Consider the following 19,025-nt stretch of genomic DNA (forward strand, 5'->3'; position numbering starts at 1 on the left):
ACGTCGACGCGCGACCCGCGCGAGGGGAACCACGGTTCCAGGGGTAGGCCGCTCACTGCGCGGCCGGCGGGTCGTCGGTGAAGGCGATGCCCGCGAGGTGGTCGCGGGACGACCGGTCCAGGAGGACGACGGAGGCCGCCTCGGGCACGGCCCGGTGGCCGTGGGCGGCCAACGCGTCCAGGAGCCGGCCGAGTCCGCGGACATGGCGGGCGAAGGGCCGCCGGGAGGCCCGACGGCCGCGGGCCCGCTGCCCGGCCAGCGCGACTGCGGGGCCGACGTCGAGGAGGACCAGGTGGACGCCGCCGGTGCGACCGGCGCGCAGCGCCGCCGCGCGGAGCCAGCCGCGCATCCAGGCGCGGCTTCCGCAGTCGTGCAGCAGGGTCGGCACTCCGGATGCCACGGCCCCGCGCAACCAGTTGAAGTACCGCAGCCGGGCCCACGGCCGGTACACCGCGTACGGCAGCCAGGAAGGCATCCTCGACTCGCACAGCACATGGGTGACCCGCGGCTCGATCACCTCGGCGCCCGCGGTGCCCGACCAGCGTTCCAGCAGGGTGCTCTTGCCGCTGCCGGGGAGTCCGGACACCACGACGACGGCGTCCCGGGGATACACGACGGTGCGCGCCGGCCCCGGCGGCGTGCCCCGCAGGTCCACCAGACCGCTGGGGCGCAGTTCGTGCTCGGCGGGAACGGTTCCGGCGGACGTCGTCGGTTCACGCGTCGTCCCCGTACCGGTGCCGAACCGGTACGGCCGTACCCGGCTGACCACTTGCCTCACCCGCTTCCCTCCGCCGGCCAGCTTCCCACACGGCCCCCCGCACCCGTCAGCACGGGTTCCCGCGCACCATCCGGTGACATCGCCTTCGGCGGGTCGGTCAGCGGCCGGGCCGGCGGTCGAGGTCCACGATCGCCAGGACCCCGTCCACCGTGAAGCTGTCGCCGTCCCCGTCCGAGAGCAGGACCGCGTCGAGGCGGCCGAGCCGGATCTCGGCCTGCCCGAGCGCGGCCGATCCGTCCAGGACGATCGCCAGGACACACGTTCCGGCGGCCGCGCGCACGGAGGTGCCGGCGCGCACCACGCGGACCCGCGCCGTCATCTCCGAACGCCGCACCATCACGTTGAAATCGACGATCGGCCCGTCGAGCAGCCGGCACTCCGTGACCGCGTCACCGGAGAAGGCGAACGGCTCGTACGCCGTGTCGACCTGCCGCGCGACCCCGTCGACCGTGAGGGTCATACCCGGTCCGTCGACGAGGGTGATGATCCTGTCGACTCCCGGGAACGCGGAGAACGGTCCGCCGGACGCCACGTCGGCGATGCTGACCCGCCACCCGAAGTCGCCCGCGGCCGCGTCCCGCGGATGAACGGCGATCTCCGATGTCAGACCTCCGCCGTTCTTCCACGGGCCGGGCGTCCTGTCCTCCGCGCGCAGTATCTGTGCCGTCATCTGTCTTCTGTCTTCCTTCCGGATCGAGCCGTCAGAGATGTCCCGGTGTCCCCGGGACGGGTCCAGGGGACACCGCGTGGCCGGCGCGGCCTCACCAGGGCCGGATCGGGCAGACGCCCACGCGCCGCCCGTCGTCGTCCAGCAGGTGTCCCATCCGTTTGACGGTGCGCATGCCGAGGACGCGTTCGGTGACGTCGAGGCTCGGCAGCTGGGCGCAGGCCGCCGTCTCGCGCTGCTGCACCGAGCCGATGTCGCGCAGCCAGTAGGTGGCGAGCACATTGGCGGAACCGGTGACGGCGGCCAGCAACCGGCACTCGGGCAGCGTGGCGAGGGTGCGGTGCAGACGGTTCACGTCGCTCGCCGGGGCACGGCCGCGGAAGGTGACGGACAGGGGCAGCCCCGACACCGCCGGAGCGATGTCGCAGCGGAACGCCACGATGCCGCTCGCCGTGAGCCGGCCGAGGCGCCGCCGGACGGTGGCGGCGCTGCTCCCGATGAGATCGGCCAGTTCCGTGAGCCGGGTCCGCCCGTCCGCCACCAGCGCGTCGAGCAGTACGTGGTCCGACGCGGTCAGGTCGGACACGGGACCGCCGGCCCCGTCCGCGCCGCCGGACCGGTTCAGCGCGGAGAGCTGCGCGGCGTCGAGCGAGCCCAGCCGCCATCGGGAGCCCTCCGCGTAGAGCGAGGTGGCGAAGACGCATTCCACGTCGAGGACGTCGGGCAGGACGGCCAGTTCCTCGCCGAGGAAACGGGCGGCGCCCGCGAGGTCCGGCGTCAGCACGTCCAGCATGAGGTCGGCGCGTCCCGGGGCGACCAGTTCGACCGTCACCGCCTCCCGCAGCCGCGCCAGCCGCCCGGCCAGCCGCTCCCGGGCCGCCGGAGCGCAGCGGACGAAGACGAAGGCCGTGCAGCCGCCGCGGGGGAAGGCCGGGCCGGGCACCGCGGACACCCAGGCCAGCCCCTCCGCGGTGAGCCGTTCCCAGCGGCGCGCGAGGGTCACCGCGGTGGCGCCGAGCAGGGGGGCCAGATCCGTCCACGCCGCCCGGGGCCGGACTTGCAGCGCGTGCACGAGAGCGAGGTCCAGCTCGCTCACCGTGGCCGAATCCAACAAGATGACCTCACCATCCGGCGGTTCTCGTCGTTCTTCCGTCCCGTTCGCTCTCCGGTCGCACTCTAGCCGCCAGGTCGTGTTCCAGCCAAAGAGAAGACCAGGGGTAGGAAGGTGAGACCGTGACGAGAGCCATCGGCCGGGGGCGCGGACTGATCGCGACGATGACCGTGATCGTGGTCTGCAGCGGTGTCGTCCAGGGGTATCTGACTCCGCTGCTGCCCGTCGTGGGACGGCACGCCGGCCTCGGCGGCGTGGGTCAGAACAACCTGTACCTGCTCGCGCAGGTGGCCTTCGCCGTACTGACCCCGCTGCTGTCGCGCTGGGGCGACCTGTGGGGCCATCGGCGGCTGCTGCTGATCGCCGTCACGGCGGTCTCCGTCGGGTCGCTGCTCATCGCCGTCCGGCCCACCACCGCCACGCTCGCGGCCGGCATGGTGCTGCAGAGCGCGGTGGTCGGCTTCTTCCCGCTGCTGGCGGGCATCCTGCGCTCCCGCTCGCCCGAACACGGCCGGGTCGGCATGTCGGTGCTGGTCGGCGCGCTGCTCCTGTCCATCGGCGCCGGCGGCTACCTGGCCGGAACGCTCAGCGACGCACACGCCCTGGCCGGGCTGTGGACCGCGGTCCCCTTCTGCGGCCTCGCGATCGGCGCCGCCCTGGCCCTCCCGACGAGCACCGTCGCCCGCGCGGGCCGCTTCAACTCCCGCGCCGCCCTGCTGCTGACCCTCGGCCTCGGCGCCTTGATGCTCGTCCTCACCGAGGGCGGTTCCTGGGGCTGGACGTCGGCGTACTCCCTGGCGACGGTCACGGCGGCGCTCGTGCTGCTGGCCGTCTGGGTCCGGGTCGAACAGCGCTCCTCGCATCCGCTGGTCGACCTCGGCCTGCTGCGCGATCCCCGTCTCGCGGCGATCAGCGCCCACACGTTCTGCCTCGCCTTCGGCGCCATCGGCTTCCTCGGCGCCAACTCCGTGTACCTCGGCACCGCACCGGACGGCGACGGCGACGGGCTCGGGCTCGGCGCCCAGGACATCTCGCTGGTGTCCCTCGCCATGGTCGCCGTCGGCTTCGCCGGATCCACCCTGACGCCCCGGCTGGCCCGGGCCATCGGCGACCGCGCCGTGCTCGCGGTCGGCGGATGCGCCGGCGCCGCCGGATTCCTCAGCCTGTGCCTCCTCCACTCCTCCGTACCGCAGTACCTGGTGGGCGCCCTGACCGTGGGCCTGGCCACTGGCGTGTTCGAAGCCGCCACCCGGACATTGTCGGTCGAGGCGGTCGACGAGGCCGAGACCGCTCTGTCCGTCGGCGTCAACGAGATGGCGCTCTCGCTCGGCGCGGCGATCGGCGCGGCCGTGATCGGCGCCCTGTGGGCCGGCCACGCCACCGGCGCGCACGGGGCCGTCACCGGTGCGGGATACCGGTGGGCATGGGCCGCGTGCGCCGTGGTGGCGCTCGGCGGAGCCGCGTTCGGCCTGCTGGTGCGCGCGCCGTCCTCGACGCCCACTCCCGAGACCCGCCTCGCCCACACCAGGAGGACCGCGTGACCGGCCATACGACACCGGTGACACCGGCACGGAAGCGCGCCCTCACCGCCGCCGCCGACGCCGTGCGCGACCACGGGCCGCGGCTCATCGCCCTGAGTCACAGCCTGCACGCCGAACCCGAGACGGCCCTGCGGGAGCACAAGTCGGCAGCCAAGATCGCGCTCCTCGCCGAGGAGGCCGGATTCGAGGTCACCCGCGCGGTGGCCGGCCTGCCGACCGCCTTCGTCGCCGCCTACGGCACCGGCGACCTGACGGTGGCCCTGTGCGCCGAGTACGACGCGCTGCCCGGCATCGGGCACGCCTGCGGGCACAACGTCAACGGCGCCGCCTCGGTCGGCGCGGCCCTCGGCCTCGCCGCCGTCGCCGACCTCCTCGGGATCACCGTGAAACTCGTCGGCACGCCCGCCGAGGAGGACATCGGCGGCAAGGCGCTGCTGCTGGAGGCCGGAGTCTTCGACGACGTGGCCGCCGCGTTCATGGTCCATGCCGCGCCGGAGGACTCCGTCGGCGCCTCCTCACTGGCCGTCGGCGCCTGGGACGTCGTCTACCGGGGCAGGCCGGCCCATGCCGCGCTCGCCCCCTGGGAAGGAGTCAACGCCCTGGACGCGATCACCCTCGCGCACACCGCCGTGGGGCTGCTGCGCCAGCAACTGCCCCCGGGCGCCCTGGTCCACGACGTCGTCTTCGAAGCGGGCCTCGCGGTCAACGTCATCCCCGAGACGGCCCGCGCCCGCTACGAGCTGCGGGCCCGCACCACCGAGGACCTCGCCCACGCCCGCCGCAGGGTGCGGGCCTGCCTGGAGGCGGCGGCCCTGGCCACCGGCGCCGAGCTGGAACTCACCCCGCGCGGGGCCGACTTCGCCGACCTGCGGCAGGACGCGTTCCTCACCGCGGCCTACACCCGCGCGGTGCGGGCCCTGGGCCGCGAACCGGTGGACCGCAGCGGAGAGGTGATGGCCTCCACCGACATGGGCAACGTCTCCCACGTCCTGCCCGCCCTCCACCCGACCATCGGCTACGACACCGGGGGCGCTCGCCACCACACCGCGCCGTTCGCCCGGTACGGCGACTCGCCGGGGGCGGACCGCGCCGTGCTCGCCGCCGCGACCGCCCTCGCCCACGTCGGCGTGGAGCTGGCGACGGACGCGGCACAGCGCGGGCGGTGCCTCGACCTGCTCGCCGCCCGCCGAGCGGCGGCCGCACCCGCGCCCTGACCGGCGGGCCGGCACACCGCCGCACACGCTCCGCGGTGTGCCGGCCCGGCACGGCCGACGGCCGACGGGCCCGGTGGGTTACAGCCCGACCGGATCGAGGTAGGTGGCCGGGTGGGTGGCGCCGTCCTGCTTCAGGATCTGCCCACCGAACGGCCACTTCAGGGTGAAGTGGGCCGTCTCGTTGGGCGGGGTGACCAGGAACCGGGCCGGGACGAACTTCTCCTTCTGCGGCGTGCTCGCGGCCACCGGGAGCAGGGTGATGCTGAGGTCCACCGTGTCGCCCGGCCCGAGGGGGATCGTCTCGGGCTTCTTGGAGGAGCGCGCCAGCGACCAGGTGCCGTCGGTCTTCTGCGCGCCGATCATGTCGACACCGGCGAAGCCGGACAGGGTGCAGGTGCGCTTGCTCCGGTTGGTGAACCAGATGTACGCCTGGGTCTGCTTCCCGCTCCGCCCCATCTCCGGCTTCGCGTCGCCCCCGGTGGCGAAGCCGGCCTTCAGGTCGGCGGTGTGGCAGCGGGTCGGCTTGGCGGCGGCGGCCGAGGCCGGCGCGGCGGCAGCGGCGGTGCCGGCGACGACGACGGCCGCGAGGGCCACGGCGGACAGCTTGCTCTTCATGAGGTGTCAGGTTCCCTTCCCTGAGAATCCCTGCGGATCGGCGCGCGAGGTCAGTGCGCGCTCGCACCTGAAGATGCACGGGACCCGCGGGGGGTTCGGTGGAGCGGGCCCTCTTTCCGGCATGGGCTCTCTTTTCTTTCCGACACGGGCTTCCGGTGACGGCCGGCGTCGGGAGGTCGTGCGCAGGACGGTGCCACACTGGATGGCGTGGCGGAGTCGGACCGGGATCTCGATCAGCGACTGGAGCGGGCCATCATGAGCCTGCTGGAGCGCCGTGCCGATACGGCGTCGATCTGTCCGTCCGACGCCGCACGCTCGGTCTACGAGGGTGACGACGACGGCTGGCGGGCTCTCATGGAACCGGCGCGCCGGGCGGCCTGGCGTCTGGTGGCGGCCGGCGAGGTCGAGGTGACCCAAAGCGGGCGGCCCGTCGCGGAGTCCGAGACGCGCGGACCCGTCCGCATCCGCCGCGCACACCGGTAGCGCAACCCTCGGCCCTCGGGGAGCAAGCCCTTGCCGGCATGGCCGTCGCACCCATTTACAACGATGTACAGACGGCTCTAGATTGACGCGACGCCCCCACATGTCCGCAGGAAGGAATGACGTGTTGCCGTTCCTCTCGTTCCTCGTCCCCCACCGCCGACGCCCCCCGTCCGCGGCCCACGGCGCCCCTCGCGCACGCCGGCCGAGACCCCTCGCGCGGCTCTCCCGGCGCACCGCGCTGACCGCCCTCCTCGCACCGGCCGTCGTCCTCGGTCTGTCCCTCGGCCAGTCCGCCGCCGCGGCGGCCGCCCCCACCCCCTCCCCCGCCGCGGGCGCCGCCACAGCGGCGGGCCCGGCACGGACCGCGAACGTGCGGGCCGGGAACGTCTCCGTCCTGGCGACCGGCACGACGCTGGGCACCGGCACCGGCCTGTATCCCCGGGCCGTCCGGCTCGCCCACAACGGCGCCGCCAACGGCAGGATCATCGCCGGCGTCGTCACCTTCGACGGCGACAACGGAATCGGGGCCATCCACGAGAGCACCGACTCCGGGGCCACGTTCAAGCAGGTGGGCAAGGTCGCCGACCCGGAGTCCTCAGGCGGACGGGGACTGTGCTGCACCACGCTCTTCGAGCTCCCCCGGCAGGTGGGCAACCTGCCGGCCGGCACCCTGCTGTGGGCCTCCTCCGCCGGTCAGGACGCGCCGAACCGGCGTATGTCACTGCGCATCTGGCGGAGCAACGACGTGGGCCGCACCTGGTCCTACCTCTCCGCCTGCGCCACCGCGACCGGCACCGCGGGCCTGTGGGAGCCCGAGTTCTCGGTGGCCGCCGACGGCGCGCTGGTGTGTCACTACTCCGACGAGACGGACCCCGCGCACAGCCAGAAACTCGTCGCCGTGCGCAGTTACGACGGCGTCACCTGGCAGGGCCGGCACGACACCGTGGCGAGCGGCCTGTCCACCGACCGGCCGGGCATGCCGGTGGTGCGCCAACTGCCCAACGGCACCTATTTCATGAGCTACGAGATCTGCACCCCCGGCGGCCAGTACCAGTGCGTGGTGCACTACCGGACCTCCGCGGACGGCTGGAACTGGGGCGACCCGACGTATCTCGGAGTCCGGCCCCAGACGGCCGACGGGAAGTACTTCCGTGCCGCGCCCACCATCGCCTGGGCGCCGGCGCCCGACGGCAGCCCCAACGGCAGGATCCTGCTGATCGGACAGCGCCTGCTCAACAAGGACGGCACCGTCGCGGCGGACAGCGGGCACACCATCCTCGCCAACACGGAGAACGGCACCGGAAACTGGTACGAGCTGGACTCACCGGTGAACGTCCCGTCGCCGGAGGTGAACTACTGCCCCAACTACAGCTCGCCGCTGCTGCCTTCGGCCGACGGCAGGCAGGTGCTTCAGATCGCCACCGACTGGGACGGTTCGGTGTGCCGGCCCTACTACGCCACCGGCGGTCTGCTCGGCAGCGCCGACGCCTCCGGTGTCGCCGACGGCGGGACCTACCGGCTCGTGAACGCCAACAGCGGTCACTGCCTCGACGTCTCCGCCGACTCCCGCGCACCCGGCGGCAACATCCAGCAGTGGACCTGCAACGGCCTCGGCCCGCAGAAGTGGAGGTTCGCCGCCCACGGCGACGGCGTCTTCACGCTGACCGGCGCCAACAGCGGCTACTGCATGGACGTCGAAAACGGCTCCGCCACACCGGGCGCGAACGTCCGGCAGTGGTACTGCAACGGCGCGGCGGCGCAGGACTGGCGCCTGTCGAACGTCGGCCGCGGGTACTACCGGCTCGTCGCCAGGTCCAGCGGCCAGTGCCTGGACGTGGCCGGCGGCTCCCGCGACCCCGGCGGCAACGTGCAGCAGTACACGTGCAACGGCCTGGAGCCGCAGATCTGGCGGCTGGAGCGGGTCTGACACACCGGCGCGGCCCGCAGTACACGCGTACCCGTGAGGACGCCTCCGAGCTCACACCTGGAGGCGTCCTCACGCGCGCCGGCCGCCTTCCGCGCCGGCCCGGTCACGGACGCCGCTCGGGCGGCAGCTCCACGGGGTAGGGCTCCGCGAAGTCCGCCGACCGACTCACCTGTTCCCAGGCCGTCGTCTCGGCGAGCCGGCCGCGGGAGTGCTCCAGGGCCATCGTCGCGGCGTTCACGCCGAGGAGGAGGTGGCCCGGGACCTGCTCCCGCCCCACGGTCCGCACGATGATCTCAGCGGCGCGGCGGGGATCCCCGGCCGCGCCGTCCGTGCTCTGCCGCACGCGCCGGTTCATCTCGCCCACGGTCCGGTCGTAGGCGTCGGGGACGGCGTGGACCGTCATGGACGAGCCGGCCCAGTCGGTGGCGAAGCCGCTGGGCTCGACCACCATGACCCGCACGCCGAACGGCGCGGTCTCCGCGGCCAGCACACGGCTGAAGCCGTCGACCGCGAACTTGGCCGCCTGGTAGGAGGCGATGCCCGGCGATCCGCCGACCCGGCCCCCGACGGAGGAGAACTGCACGACGGTGCCCGATCCCTGCCGGCGCAGGGTGGGCAGCGCCGCCTTCGTGACGTTGTAGACGCCCCAGAAGTTCGTCTCGAACTGGGCGCGGAAGTCGTCGTCGTCCGCGGTCTCGATGGGCGACACGTTCGCGTAGCCCGCGTTGTTCACGAGGACGTCGACGCGTCCGAAGTGTGCGGTCGCCGCCTCGACGGCCGCACGGGCCGCCTCGGGGCTGGTGACGTCCAGGGGGAGGGTGAGGACACGATCGCCGTACTCGGCGAACTCCTCCGCCAGGGTCTCGGGGCGGCGGGCCGTGGCGACGACGTGGTGACCGGCCTCCAGCGCGGCGGCGACCAGGGCGCGGCCGAGGCCGCGCGACGAACCGGTGATGAACCAGACCTGCGGGTGTGTGGCACTCATGGGTTTAGTACAACACCGTTCTCTTAATAGCGCAACACCGTTGCGCTAAGGATCCTTATGATGTCCTCCATGAGTGAGCCTGCCTTTCAGCGTGCGCGCAGCGCGGCGGCCAAACAGGCCCGTGAACAGGCGATCCTGGAAGCGGCCCACGCACTCGGCCGCCGCCATGGGGTGCGCGACGTCACCCTCACCGACATCGCGGCGGCCGTGGGCATGCACAAGTCGGCGCTGCTGCGCTACTTCGAGACCCGGGAGCAGATCTTCCTCGCCCTGACCGCGGACGGCTGGCGGCAGTGGTCCGCCGACCTGTGCGGCGATCTGGCGGGCCGGGCGCGGGCCACCCCCGCCGAGGTCGCCGAGGCCGTCACCGGCACGCTCGCGGCCCGCCCCATGTTCTGCGACCTGCTGGCCCAGGCCCCCCTGAACCTGGAGCGGAACGTGTCGATCGAGTCGGTGCGGTCCTTCAAACTGGTGACGCTCGGGGAGGTGGAGCGGATCGGCCGGGAGTTGCGCCGCCTCCTCGGACTGACCGAGTCGCAGGCCTTCGACACGATCGCCACGGCGACCAGCATGGCGGGGGCGCTGTGGCAGATGGCCACCCCGGGGCCGCGTGTGCGGGAGCTGTACCTGAGCGACCCCCGACTGGGCCATGCCCTCGTCGAGGTGGAGCCCCGCCTGACCCGCGTCCTCACCGCCTACCTCACCGGGCTCGGCACCGAGGCCCCGCCGGCCGGCTGACCCCGGCTCCACGGCTCCCCGGCTCCCCGGCTCCGGCAGCACGCGGTGGTCATGTCAGGTGTGCTCGGCCTCGGGTCCGGGGACGCCGTCGCCTCTGCGGGCATCAGGGCCGCCAGAGCAACCCGCTTGAGAGCGAGGGGCGTTCAGTCACGAGCGGGGACGGCCGGAATCCCGCGGGTCCCGCTCACACCTCGTTCGGTCGAGACCAGGCGCCGGCCGCCAGCCGCCGGGCCGGTCCCGCGCACCGCGGCCACGAGCCCGTCCACGGGCCGGGCACCGGCGCACACGTGCGCGGGCAGACCGCGCCCGGCCGACCCGTCCGCCGGCGCTTCGAGCGGCCGCCGCACGCACACCTCGGGCGCGGGCACACCTGCGCGCTCGCGTGATGGTCGACAGGTCGCACTGGGTTCGGGCTGTCGCATGGTCGGGCGCGCGGCGGCACATCGGCGGCTTCGCGACCCGCTCCTCCCGGCGCGAAAGACGGGCGGCGAACCGCGCCCGGGATGCTGGATGACATCGACCGAAACGCGTTGACCACGTCGATCGCGACCGCCCGCTACGGCACGGCGCCGTCTCCGTCGCCCGACCGCCTCGGCCACACGTGAGAACCCGTGCCGGACCGCCGGCGACCCGCCGAGAAACGCGGGCACCCGCCGCTGCCTGGGCGGCAGTTCCCGTCCCACCCCCGAAGAGATCGCGCAGAGCGGCCGGTCGGGGTTCTTCCCGTCGTCCGAAAGCGGAGCGTCGGATGCCCAGCCCGCGCCCGGGCCACACTGGTCGACGGGACAACGTTTCGGCCATCCTGTTTCCCGAACGGCCCAAGACACGACAGGGCCGCTGACACCGCACTTTGAGAGTTGTCCTGTCATATGACGGTGGTTCTGGCCGCACCGGTCCTCCAGGTCTCACAACCAAGGGTCTTGCGGGCCACAGCCATCGGTTGATTGGCTGGCCCTCCGACCACCAGGAGGGGGACAGGTGTGGCCACAGTCGAGGCAGTGTCCGACTCGGAATACCTGAAGTCGTTGATCATCAACACCGTACAGGAACTCTGGGAAGACAAAGCGGCCCTGGTGAAGTTCCTCAACGTCGTCCGCCGCAGCGAGGGTTTCGCCGACCTGGCCGACACCCTGGAGCGCTCGCACCTCCGGCCGGTGATCATCGATGAGGGAATGCAGGAACTCTGCGGCGCCCCGGAACGGCCGATGGAGTCCCACCCTCAGCAGGAACGGTCCTGCATAGTGTGTCAGCCGTCGGACGCGGCCGACCGGCAGGAAACACCCGTGCGATGCGGCGAGCCGCGCGCCTGGACAAGGGAAACGGAACGGGCCGCACTCCTGACTCCCAGGGAAATCGAAGTGTTCCTGCTGCTGGGTGTGGGGTCCTCGAACCGAACGATCGCGACGAGCTTAGGAATCACCGAACGCACGGTCAAAGCCCATGTCGCCCGGATCATGGCCAAGATCGGCGTGGAGTCACGACTGCAGGCCGGCCTGGCGGCGTACGTCTATCAGAAGTCCGCACAGGACGCGACGACCTCGGATCTGCGTCAGGTGAGCGGCATCACCGACGCGGAGAGCGCGCAGAAGAGTGCCTGGAACCTCTTCTCACTGGCCTCCCCCGCCCCGGGCGGTCGCGGCGCCGGCGCCCAGACGGTGATCTCCGACTCGGGAGCGGGGGACATCCCGCGGCCGGGACCGCACGAGTCCCGGTACGACCGCCCCTTGTACCGGTCCGCTCGCACAGGGCTCACGACACCGCCCACACCCGCCGCTTCGACCTTGACGCCCTGAGGCCACCGCCGGCCGTCCATGACGTCCCGCGTCGTCCCGGCGGCTCACCCCGGCGCTCGTTTCCGCACACCGTCCGGAATGCTTGGACGCGCGAATCCGGAGAGAACTGCACTTTCGTACACGCCCCCGCCCACCTGTACCAAGGTTCAGCTTTCGCAGGAAGCGATCTCTGCGTAGAAATAGCTCCGATGGAATCCGCTCCCGACGGGCGGAATTCACACCGCGAATCCCGGTGAACGGCGCCGTGCACCTCATTCTCACGGTGTGACCGGATCACGCGCCCACGAAAACCGTGAAGGCTGCTATGCGCAAGCGGAGGACACATGGCTGAGATAACCCAGGAACTGGTCGCTGCCGCCTACGAGGCGGTGACCTGCGGCGACCGGGAGAAGACCGCGCTGTACTGGTCCGAGGACCTGCGTTTCTTCGCGCCGGGAAGCCACGCCGGGTCCGGCTGGCGCGTCGGCATCGACGACTTCCTGTCCTACGTCCAGGACATGCTCGCGGCGTCCGGCGGTTCCTGGAGCATGCAGCCCATCACGTTGCTCATCAACAACGAGGACGGCTACTCCGTCGACGCCAACAGGATCCACGCCGTGCGCGAGGGCGCGCCGAAGGACAGCACCTCGCCCTTCGACGTGCTCGACATCTCCGGGGTGCAGATGCTCAAGTGGGAGAACGGCAAGGTGGTGGAGGGATACGGCGGCATCTTCGGCGACGGCGGGACGAACTACACCCAGTGGTGGTCGCCGGTCGACGGCGCCGGAGAGCGACGCTACTGATCCGCGAGGAAGCTAGCGACCGTCTCCGCCAGCTCCGGCGCGGCGGTCGCGGTCGTGTGGTTCCCGGGCACGACCGCGTGTGTTCCGCGGGGCAGCGCTCCGGCCAGGGCCTCGGCGGAGCCGTCCCGATCGTCGTCGGCGCCGATCACCACGAGCGTCGGCGCCCTGATCCCGCTCAGGGCGCCGACGCTCGTGTCGACCACCGTGTCCAGGACGTGCAGCAGGGCCCGGGGGTCGCCCCCGGTACGCTGCAGCCACTGCTCCGCCTTCCACTCGTCCGAACCGGGTTCGAACGTGCCGGGATTGCCGAAGACGCGCCGCAGGTACCGGGCCACCTCGCCGCCGTGACCGGTGACTTCGCGCAGCCCTTGCCCCGCGACGACCGCCCGGCGCGGCGTGGCCCCTCGCACCAGCATCCTGACGACGGTGCGGGCGCCCAAGGAGTAGCCGCCGAGGTCGTAGTCGGCCAGTGCCAGGTGTTCGATCAACGCGAAGGCGTCGTCGGTCAGCACATCGGCCGGGTATCGGGCGGCGTCCTGGGGTGCGGAGCTGTCGCCGTGCGCCCGCAGGTCCGGCATGACGAGTCGGTGACCGCGGTCGGCGAGGGCGGCGGCGAAGCCGGACCGCACCCAGTTCTGCGTCGCGGACGAGAAGAAGCCGTGCAGCAGTACGAGCGGCCGCCCGGTTCCGCACTCGCGGAAGGCGAGCCTGGTGCCGTCCCGGCCCCGGAAGTGACGCACCGTCAGGTCAGCCAGGTCAGCCATGTCGCCGACCGTACCGTGCCGTGCCCGCCGCGTCCGGGCCGGTCGATGGCCCGCCGCACCGGCCCGGCTCTCGGCTCGACCGCCCGGACCGGTGCGCGAGGCAGGGGTCAGTAGACACCCTCGATGACCTTCTCGCCGTTGAAGCTGTCGAGCGGGGCCGGCGAGGACACCGAGTCACCGATCTGCCCCGCCCGTCCGGGTATCCGGATCACCGTGTCCCGTTCCGCGTTGTTGGGGAGGAACATCCCCTTGCTGACGTGATTCATCACGATCTGACCGCGTTCGCCGTACTCCACCGGCCGGCCCGTCTCGGGGTCGACGACCCGGAAGGTCACCACGGGGCTGCGCGGGTCGTACACGATGTCCTCGTCCGGGCTGAGCCCCGGACGCTCGGTGGCGCTCTCCAGGATCATCAGGCTGCCGTACCGGCTGATCATCCGTACGTTCGGGAAGTGCTCGTGGCGCAGGACGAACCGCTCGTCGACGGTCATGTGGGCGCCGCCCCAGAAGATCAGTTCCACCTTGGCGTTGATGAGTTCGACCAGCCGGGGCCGGCGCGCGCAGGCGCGCAGCACCGGCGGCGTGGTCACCAGGAGCCCGATGCGCTGGGTGGCCAGAATGTGCTCCGCCTGGTCGAGAATGTGCTCGAGGTATGCCTCGGCCTGCTCCGCCTGCTTGTCCGCGATGATCTTCTTGACCCACCGCGGGTCCATGTCGATGCAGAACTTGACCGTGTTCTGACGTTCGGCGATGTAGTCGTACATGCAGCCGATCTTGTGCGGACCGGTCGGCGTGAGCACCAGCATGTTGGACGGTTCCCGGCCGGCGAACTGGGGGCCTCTCAGCATCCGGTCCACCGCGTCGGCGATCCAGTCCGGCATGAGGATGGCCCTCTTGGGCGCGCCGGTGGTCCCGCCGCTCTCGAAGACCCTCGGGGCAGGGGGACGCGGACCGTATCCGCGCGGGATCAGATCCTCGACCGGGACGGTGCGCAGCTCGTCCACCACGTTCGGGAAGAGCCGCAGATCGTCGTACGTCCGCACGTCCGTGAGCGGATCGAAGTCCAGTCGGCCGACGCGGCGCAGCCAGAACGGGGATCCGGTCTCCGGCCCGAAGTGCCAGCGGATCGCGGTGCGCAGGTAGGCGTCGGGGTCGGACGGGTCGAGCGACGGGTCCAGCATCTGCCAGTGCCGGCTGTCGGCGGTCTCGCTCATCGGTGGTCTCCGTTCAGGACGTCGTCGGTGTGCTCGCCCAGCCGCGGGCCCGGCCATCGGATCCGTCCCGGTGTCTCGGAGAGCCGGAAGGCCACGTTGGGCATGCGAACGCTGTCGAGTTCGTCGTCCGGTACGGCCACCGTGGCCTGCCGCGCCAGGAAGTGCGGGTCGCGCAGGACGTCGTCCACTGCGTAGATCGGCGCGACCGCGGCTCCCGCGTCCTCGAACGCGGCGATCACCTCGTCCCGGCGGAAGCGGCCGATGTACTCGCCGAGCGCGTCGTCGAGCACAGCGCGGTGGGACACCCGGCCACGGCCGGAGGCGAACCACGGCTCCCCGGCCAGTTCGGGCCGGCCCACCAGCCGGACCACCCGCTCGGCCACCGAGCGGGCGGGCGCCGACACCGCCACCCACCGCCCGTCGGCGCACCGGTAGACGTTGCGGGGCGCGTTGTTGTCCGATCCGCTCCCCACCCGCCGGGGAATGACGCCGAGTTTGTCGTAGGCGGTCACCTGGGCGCCCATGGCCGCGATCATCGCCTCGGTGATCGAGACGTCGGCGACCTGCCCCCGGCCGATCCGTCGCCGGGCGTGCAGGGCGATGAGGGTCGCGCAGGCGGCCTGTACGCCGGCCATCACGTCCGCCAGCGGGAACGCCGGGAGCAGCGGCGGTCCGTCGCGTTCCCCGGACATGGCCGCGAGACCGCTCATCGCCTCCGCGAGGGTGCCGAATCCGGGCCTGTTCGCGTAGGGGCCGTCCTGGCCGAAGCCGGTCACCCGGGTCACGACCAGGTCCGGGTTGGCCTTGTGGAGCACTTCGGGTGAGAACCCCCACCGCTCCAGCGTGCCGGGCCTGAAGTTCTCGATCAGGACGTCCGCGCCGGTCACCAGATCCATGAACCGGCGGTGATTCTGCGGATCCTTCAGGTCCAGGACGACGCTCTTCTTGTTGCGGTTCACCGATTTCCACAGCAGGGGAACGTCGTCGCACTGGTAGCCGTATCCGCGGAGCGGGTCTCCGGTGGGGTGCTCGATTTTGATCACTTCGGCACCGAAATCCCCCAGCATCGCCGCGGCGAAGGGAGCCGCCAGCAGAGTGCCGATGTCGATGACTTTCACATCGGCGAGAGGCGCCGGCGTACTGTCCGGCACCACGTCTTCCTCCGGCATCGGATCTTCCTCCGGCAGCGGCAGAATACTGGACACTGGCACTTCTACCGCTCGGACGGCGTCCGCGTGAAGTGGACCTTGGTACACCGGGCCTTCTGCACGAAGGTTCACTTCACCTCCCCCGGCCATGCCGGTTACATGGAGAACCGAGGCACGCCGACTTCGCACTTCGGCCGGTCCGAGTGGCAGGGGAACAAAACACCATGTCCTTCAGCACACGTCATCTCGACCGTGCCCGGGCCGAATCGTTCGGCGCCGCGGCCGAAGACTACGATCGTTTTCGGCCGACGTATCCGGCGGACCTGATGGACGACTTGGCGCGTCTGCGCGCGTCGGAGGTCCTGGACGTCGGATGCGGTACCGGGAAGGCGGCCGCGGCGCTGTCGGCACGGGGACTTTCCGTGTTCGGGATAGAGCCGGACCACCGTATGGCGCAGGTCGCGCGGCGCCGGGGCATCAGGGTCGAGACCACCACCTTCGAGACCTGGGACCCGCGCGGGCGGCGGTTCGACCTGCTCGTCAGCGCGGACGCCTGGCACTGGGTCAATCCGGCCGAAGGCGCCGGGAAAGCGGCTCGGGTCCTGGTTCCCGGCGGACACATAGCACGCTTCTGGAGCTTCCACGTATTGGACGGTCCGATACTCGAGGACCTCGGCAGGATATACGCGGAACATGCTCCCGGCGTCGAGGTGGGCGGCGCCCGGCAGAAGAGCACGGCCGGCGTCCGCGATCCGCTTTCGGCCGGGGACGATTTCGTCTCGGTGGCTCAGCGCGAATACCGCTGGAGTCTCACACTGAACGGCGACGAATGGATCGGCTTGATCAGCACGTTCAGTGATCACCACCGGATGGATCCGCGGAGCCGGTCCGTTCTCTTCGCGAAAATCCGCGGCTTGATCGATGACCGCGGCGGCACCGTCCGCACGACCTCGGGGACATTCTTGCAGCTGGCTCGCCGAGTGTGAGCGCGGAACAGGAGAAGAAGTGTTGCCGATCGAGACCACGTCCGGACCGGTCCGCGGATTCCTCGATCGCGGCGTCCCGAATTGGCGGGGAATTCCGTACGGACGCGTTCCGGGCAGGTTCCGCCCCGCGGTCCCGGCCGTCGCCGGGGGCCCGGTGGACGCCGTCCGGTGGGGACCCGTCAGCTGGCAGGTGCCGATGTCCTCGGCCTCGCGACAGCACTGGAGCCCCCTTCATGCGGACGCCGTGCAGCACGAGGACTGCCTCAACCTCAACATCTGGTCGGCACGCCCGGAGCGCCCCGACCCGCAGCCGGTGCTGGTGTGGTTCCACCCCGGACGGCACATGGTCGGCGGAACGATGCGGACTGTCGACCCGTGGGCCTACGCGGCCCGTCACGATCTGGTCATCGTGACCGCCAACTACCGGCTGGGGCCGTGGGGCTGGCTGTCACTGGCCGACCTCGACCCGGCGTTCTCCGACAGCGCCAATCTCGCGGTGCGCGATCAGCTGCTGATGCTGCGCTGGGTCCGCGACAACATCTCCGCCTTCGGGGGAGACCCCGGCAATGTGACGATCTTCGGGCTGTCCACCGGCGGAACCGATGTGGCGACCCTGCTGGGAGTGCCCTCGGCCACCGGTCTGTTCCACCGGGCCGCCATCTACAGCGGCAACGCCGAACTCTCCCAGTCGCGGGACGGGGCGGCCGGACTCGCGCGGCGTTTCGTGAGCGCCGCCGGCACGCTCGCGGACGACGCGGGCGGCCTGGTGGAACTGTCGAACGTGGCGCTGCGGTACACGCACGCGCAGACGATGCGCGCCGGTCAGGTGCGCTACCAGGCGGTGGTGGACGGCGAGCTGATCCCACGGCCACCGCTGCCGGCGATAGCCGACCGCGCGGAGTCGATTCCCGTGCTGGTCTCGGTCACCTCGGAAGAGGCGGGGATCCTCGAGATCGTGGAGGACGGGGAGGCGGTCGACGCGAAGTACTCCCGGCTGATCGGCGGCTCCGACGATGCCACCCACGCGCAGAAGGTCCGCCGGTTGTCGGACGAGCTCTACGTCCGCCCGGCCGAACGCCTGCTCGCCGCGCTCGACGCGCAGCGCCGGGACGCCGTCGGCACCGCGGCCTGCTGGGCCCAGGTGTTCGACTACCATCCGACCGTCTCGCACCTGGCCGGGTACCCGAGGATCGCCGACCGCGCCGTGCACGCCGCCGACACCGCCTCGCTCTTCTGCGACCCGGCCGGACCGGAGGGCACCGACACCGACCGCGCGGTCGCGGAGCGGGAGCAGAGCGGGCTGGTGCGCCTGGCGCGCGACGGCGACCCGGGCTGGCCGGCGTACACGCCCGAGGAGCCCGTGGCCCGCTGGATCGGACCGCGTGCCACGGACGGCGCGGACCTGGGGCCGCTGCCCCTGACGTCGAGCATGGAGGTTCCGCGATGAACTCCCCGACCCACCGGATCGCGCTGGCGGGCGCGCTGAACGTCCGCGACCTGGGCGGCCTGGCCACCACGGGGAACGGCGTCACCCGCTTCGGCCGGCTGATCCGCTCGGGCAGCCTCCAGGAGCTCACCCCGGAAGACGTCGAACACCTCACGCGGACGCTGGACGTCCGCCAGGTCATCGATCTGCGCAGCACCGCCGAGGTACGGCGCGAGGGTCCCGGGCCGCTGGCCGGGGTGCCCGGTGTCACGATCCACCACCTGTCGCTGCTCGCCGAGTCTCCCCCGGACACGGACCGGGTGGACACCGAGCGGGCGATGCCGTGGAACCGGGCGGGGGCCGACGGGCGTTCCCGGCCCGCCGGCTCGACCGGACACTACCTCCGCTACTGCGCGGAACGGCCGGACTCCGTGGTGGCGGCGCTGCGCGTCATCGCTCATGGCGCGGGGGCGACGTTGGTGCACTGCGCGATGGGCAAGGACCGGACCGGGGTGGTGTGCGCACTGGCCCTGGACGCGGTCGGGGTGGGCCGGGAGGCCGTCGTGGCGGACTACACGCGCTCCGGCGAGCACATGTCCGCGATCGTGGAGCGACTGCGCGACAATCCTCTGTACGCGGCCGACATCATCTCCCGGCCGTTCGCGAGTTTCGTGCCGCGTCCCGCCTACATGCACGCCCTGCTCGCCGCGCTGGACGAGCGGTTCGGCGGGGTCCGCCCGTGGCTCGCCGGCCACGGCTGGACGGTGGACGACCAGCGGGCGCTGGCCGTGCGTCTGATCGGCTGACGACGGGCCGCGCCCACGCCGAGGCGGGGGCGCGGCCCGTCGTCCGG

The 19,025-nt window shown here is 72.0% G+C and carries 18 protein-coding genes; 10 read left to right on the forward strand and 8 right to left on the reverse strand.

Annotated features, from left to right (window positions below; genetic code table 11):
* Positions 1-52: 52 nt before the first annotated feature.
* From ABEB07_RS19790 to ABEB07_RS19800, 3 genes are all read right to left on the reverse strand, one after another.
* Positions 53-778 (reverse strand): AAA family ATPase, encoded by a 726-nt coding sequence (locus ABEB07_RS19790; RefSeq protein ID WP_345669547.1) that lies wholly within the window; start codon positions 776-778, stop codon positions 53-55.
* Positions 779-875: 97 nt separating this feature from the next.
* The gene (locus ABEB07_RS19795) at positions 876-1,448 is read right to left on the reverse strand and encodes a HutD/Ves family protein (RefSeq protein WP_345669548.1); all 573 of its coding nucleotides are present in this window, start codon (positions 1,446-1,448) and stop codon (positions 876-878) included.
* Between the two features lie 91 nt (positions 1,449-1,539).
* A complete protein-coding gene (locus ABEB07_RS19800; RefSeq protein ID WP_345669550.1) occupies positions 1,540-2,559 on the reverse strand; it encodes an Lrp/AsnC family transcriptional regulator in 1,020 nt (339 codons plus the stop codon).
* Between the two features lie 119 nt (positions 2,560-2,678).
* Between ABEB07_RS19800 and ABEB07_RS19805 the strand changes: the two genes are divergently transcribed.
* Both ABEB07_RS19805 and ABEB07_RS19810 read left to right on the forward strand, forming a co-directional pair.
* Complete coding sequence (locus tag ABEB07_RS19805; protein ID WP_345669551.1) at positions 2,679-4,097, forward strand: MFS transporter; 1,419 nt, start codon at positions 2,679-2,681, stop codon at positions 4,095-4,097.
* A complete protein-coding gene (locus tag ABEB07_RS19810) occupies positions 4,094-5,311 on the forward strand; it encodes an amidohydrolase (protein ID WP_345669552.1) in 1,218 nt (405 codons plus the stop codon). The genes ABEB07_RS19805 and ABEB07_RS19810 overlap by 4 nt, the downstream gene beginning before the upstream one ends.
* A gap of 78 nt (positions 5,312-5,389) precedes the next feature.
* On the opposite strand, the gene ABEB07_RS19815 is transcribed toward ABEB07_RS19810, so the two are convergent.
* The gene (locus tag ABEB07_RS19815) at positions 5,390-5,926 is read right to left on the reverse strand and encodes a DUF4232 domain-containing protein (RefSeq protein WP_176146695.1); all 537 of its coding nucleotides are present in this window, start codon (positions 5,924-5,926) and stop codon (positions 5,390-5,392) included.
* A 207-nt stretch (positions 5,927-6,133) separates the two neighbouring features.
* Between ABEB07_RS19815 and ABEB07_RS19820 the strand changes: the two genes are divergently transcribed.
* Complete coding sequence (locus tag ABEB07_RS19820) at positions 6,134-6,409, forward strand: DUF3253 domain-containing protein (RefSeq protein ID WP_176146696.1); 276 nt, start codon at positions 6,134-6,136, stop codon at positions 6,407-6,409.
* A gap of 124 nt (positions 6,410-6,533) precedes the next feature.
* Complete coding sequence (locus ABEB07_RS19825) at positions 6,534-8,336, forward strand: RICIN domain-containing protein (RefSeq protein ID WP_425589043.1); 1,803 nt, start codon at positions 6,534-6,536, stop codon at positions 8,334-8,336.
* Between the two features lie 103 nt (positions 8,337-8,439).
* Here the strand turns inward: ABEB07_RS19825 and ABEB07_RS19830 are convergent, their stop codons facing one another.
* Entirely contained in the window at positions 8,440-9,321 is an 882-nt protein-coding gene (locus tag ABEB07_RS19830; RefSeq protein ID WP_345669554.1) for an SDR family NAD(P)-dependent oxidoreductase, read from the reverse strand.
* Between the two features lie 69 nt (positions 9,322-9,390).
* Here ABEB07_RS19830 and ABEB07_RS19835 point away from each other — a divergent pair, with 69 nt between their 5' ends.
* The 3 genes from ABEB07_RS19835 to ABEB07_RS19845 all read left to right on the forward strand — a co-directional run bounded on the left by ABEB07_RS19835 (position 9,391) and on the right by ABEB07_RS19845 (position 12,634).
* Entirely contained in the window at positions 9,391-10,059 is a 669-nt protein-coding gene (locus ABEB07_RS19835; protein WP_345669555.1) for a TetR/AcrR family transcriptional regulator, read from the forward strand.
* 980 nt (positions 10,060-11,039) lie between these two features.
* The gene (locus ABEB07_RS19840) at positions 11,040-11,852 is read left to right on the forward strand and encodes a helix-turn-helix transcriptional regulator (RefSeq protein ID WP_345669556.1); all 813 of its coding nucleotides are present in this window, start codon (positions 11,040-11,042) and stop codon (positions 11,850-11,852) included.
* Between the two features lie 323 nt (positions 11,853-12,175).
* On the forward strand, positions 12,176-12,634 hold the full coding sequence (locus tag ABEB07_RS19845) for a nuclear transport factor 2-like protein (protein ID WP_176146701.1): 459 nt from the start codon (positions 12,176-12,178) through the stop codon (positions 12,632-12,634).
* On the opposite strand, the gene ABEB07_RS19850 is transcribed toward ABEB07_RS19845, so the two are convergent.
* From ABEB07_RS19850 to ABEB07_RS19860, 3 genes are all read right to left on the reverse strand, one after another.
* Entirely contained in the window at positions 12,628-13,398 is a 771-nt protein-coding gene (locus tag ABEB07_RS19850) for an alpha/beta fold hydrolase (protein WP_345669557.1), read from the reverse strand. The two genes, ABEB07_RS19845 and ABEB07_RS19850, sit on opposite strands and share 7 nt — an antisense overlap.
* A 107-nt stretch (positions 13,399-13,505) precedes the next feature.
* Positions 13,506-14,612 (reverse strand): phenazine antibiotic biosynthesis protein, encoded by a 1,107-nt coding sequence (locus tag ABEB07_RS19855; RefSeq protein WP_345669558.1) that lies wholly within the window; start codon positions 14,610-14,612, stop codon positions 13,506-13,508.
* Positions 14,609-15,781 (reverse strand): CaiB/BaiF CoA transferase family protein, encoded by a 1,173-nt coding sequence (locus ABEB07_RS19860; RefSeq protein WP_345669559.1) that lies wholly within the window; start codon positions 15,779-15,781, stop codon positions 14,609-14,611. Before ABEB07_RS19860 ends, ABEB07_RS19855 begins: the two co-directional genes overlap by 4 nt.
* Before the next feature lie 203 nt (positions 15,782-15,984).
* On the opposite strand from ABEB07_RS19860, the gene ABEB07_RS19865 reads away from it, so the two are divergent.
* Genes ABEB07_RS19865 through ABEB07_RS19875 form a run of 3 tightly spaced genes read left to right on the forward strand, consistent with a single transcriptional unit; the run spans position 15,985 to position 18,978 of the window.
* A complete protein-coding gene (locus ABEB07_RS19865) occupies positions 15,985-16,746 on the forward strand; it encodes a class I SAM-dependent methyltransferase (RefSeq protein ID WP_345669560.1) in 762 nt (253 codons plus the stop codon).
* Positions 16,682-18,193, forward strand: coding sequence for a carboxylesterase family protein (locus ABEB07_RS19870; RefSeq protein ID WP_345669561.1), 1,512 nt, complete (start codon positions 16,682-16,684; stop codon positions 18,191-18,193). The genes ABEB07_RS19865 and ABEB07_RS19870 overlap by 65 nt, the downstream gene beginning before the upstream one ends.
* Positions 18,190-18,978, forward strand: coding sequence for a tyrosine-protein phosphatase (locus ABEB07_RS19875; protein WP_345669562.1), 789 nt, complete (start codon positions 18,190-18,192; stop codon positions 18,976-18,978). Before ABEB07_RS19870 ends, ABEB07_RS19875 begins: the two co-directional genes overlap by 4 nt.
* Positions 18,979-19,025 lie beyond the last annotated feature (47 nt).

The sequence above is a fragment of the Streptomyces similanensis genome (assembly GCF_039543625.1).
Classification (GTDB): domain Bacteria; phylum Actinomycetota; class Actinomycetes; order Streptomycetales; family Streptomycetaceae; genus Streptomyces; species Streptomyces similanensis.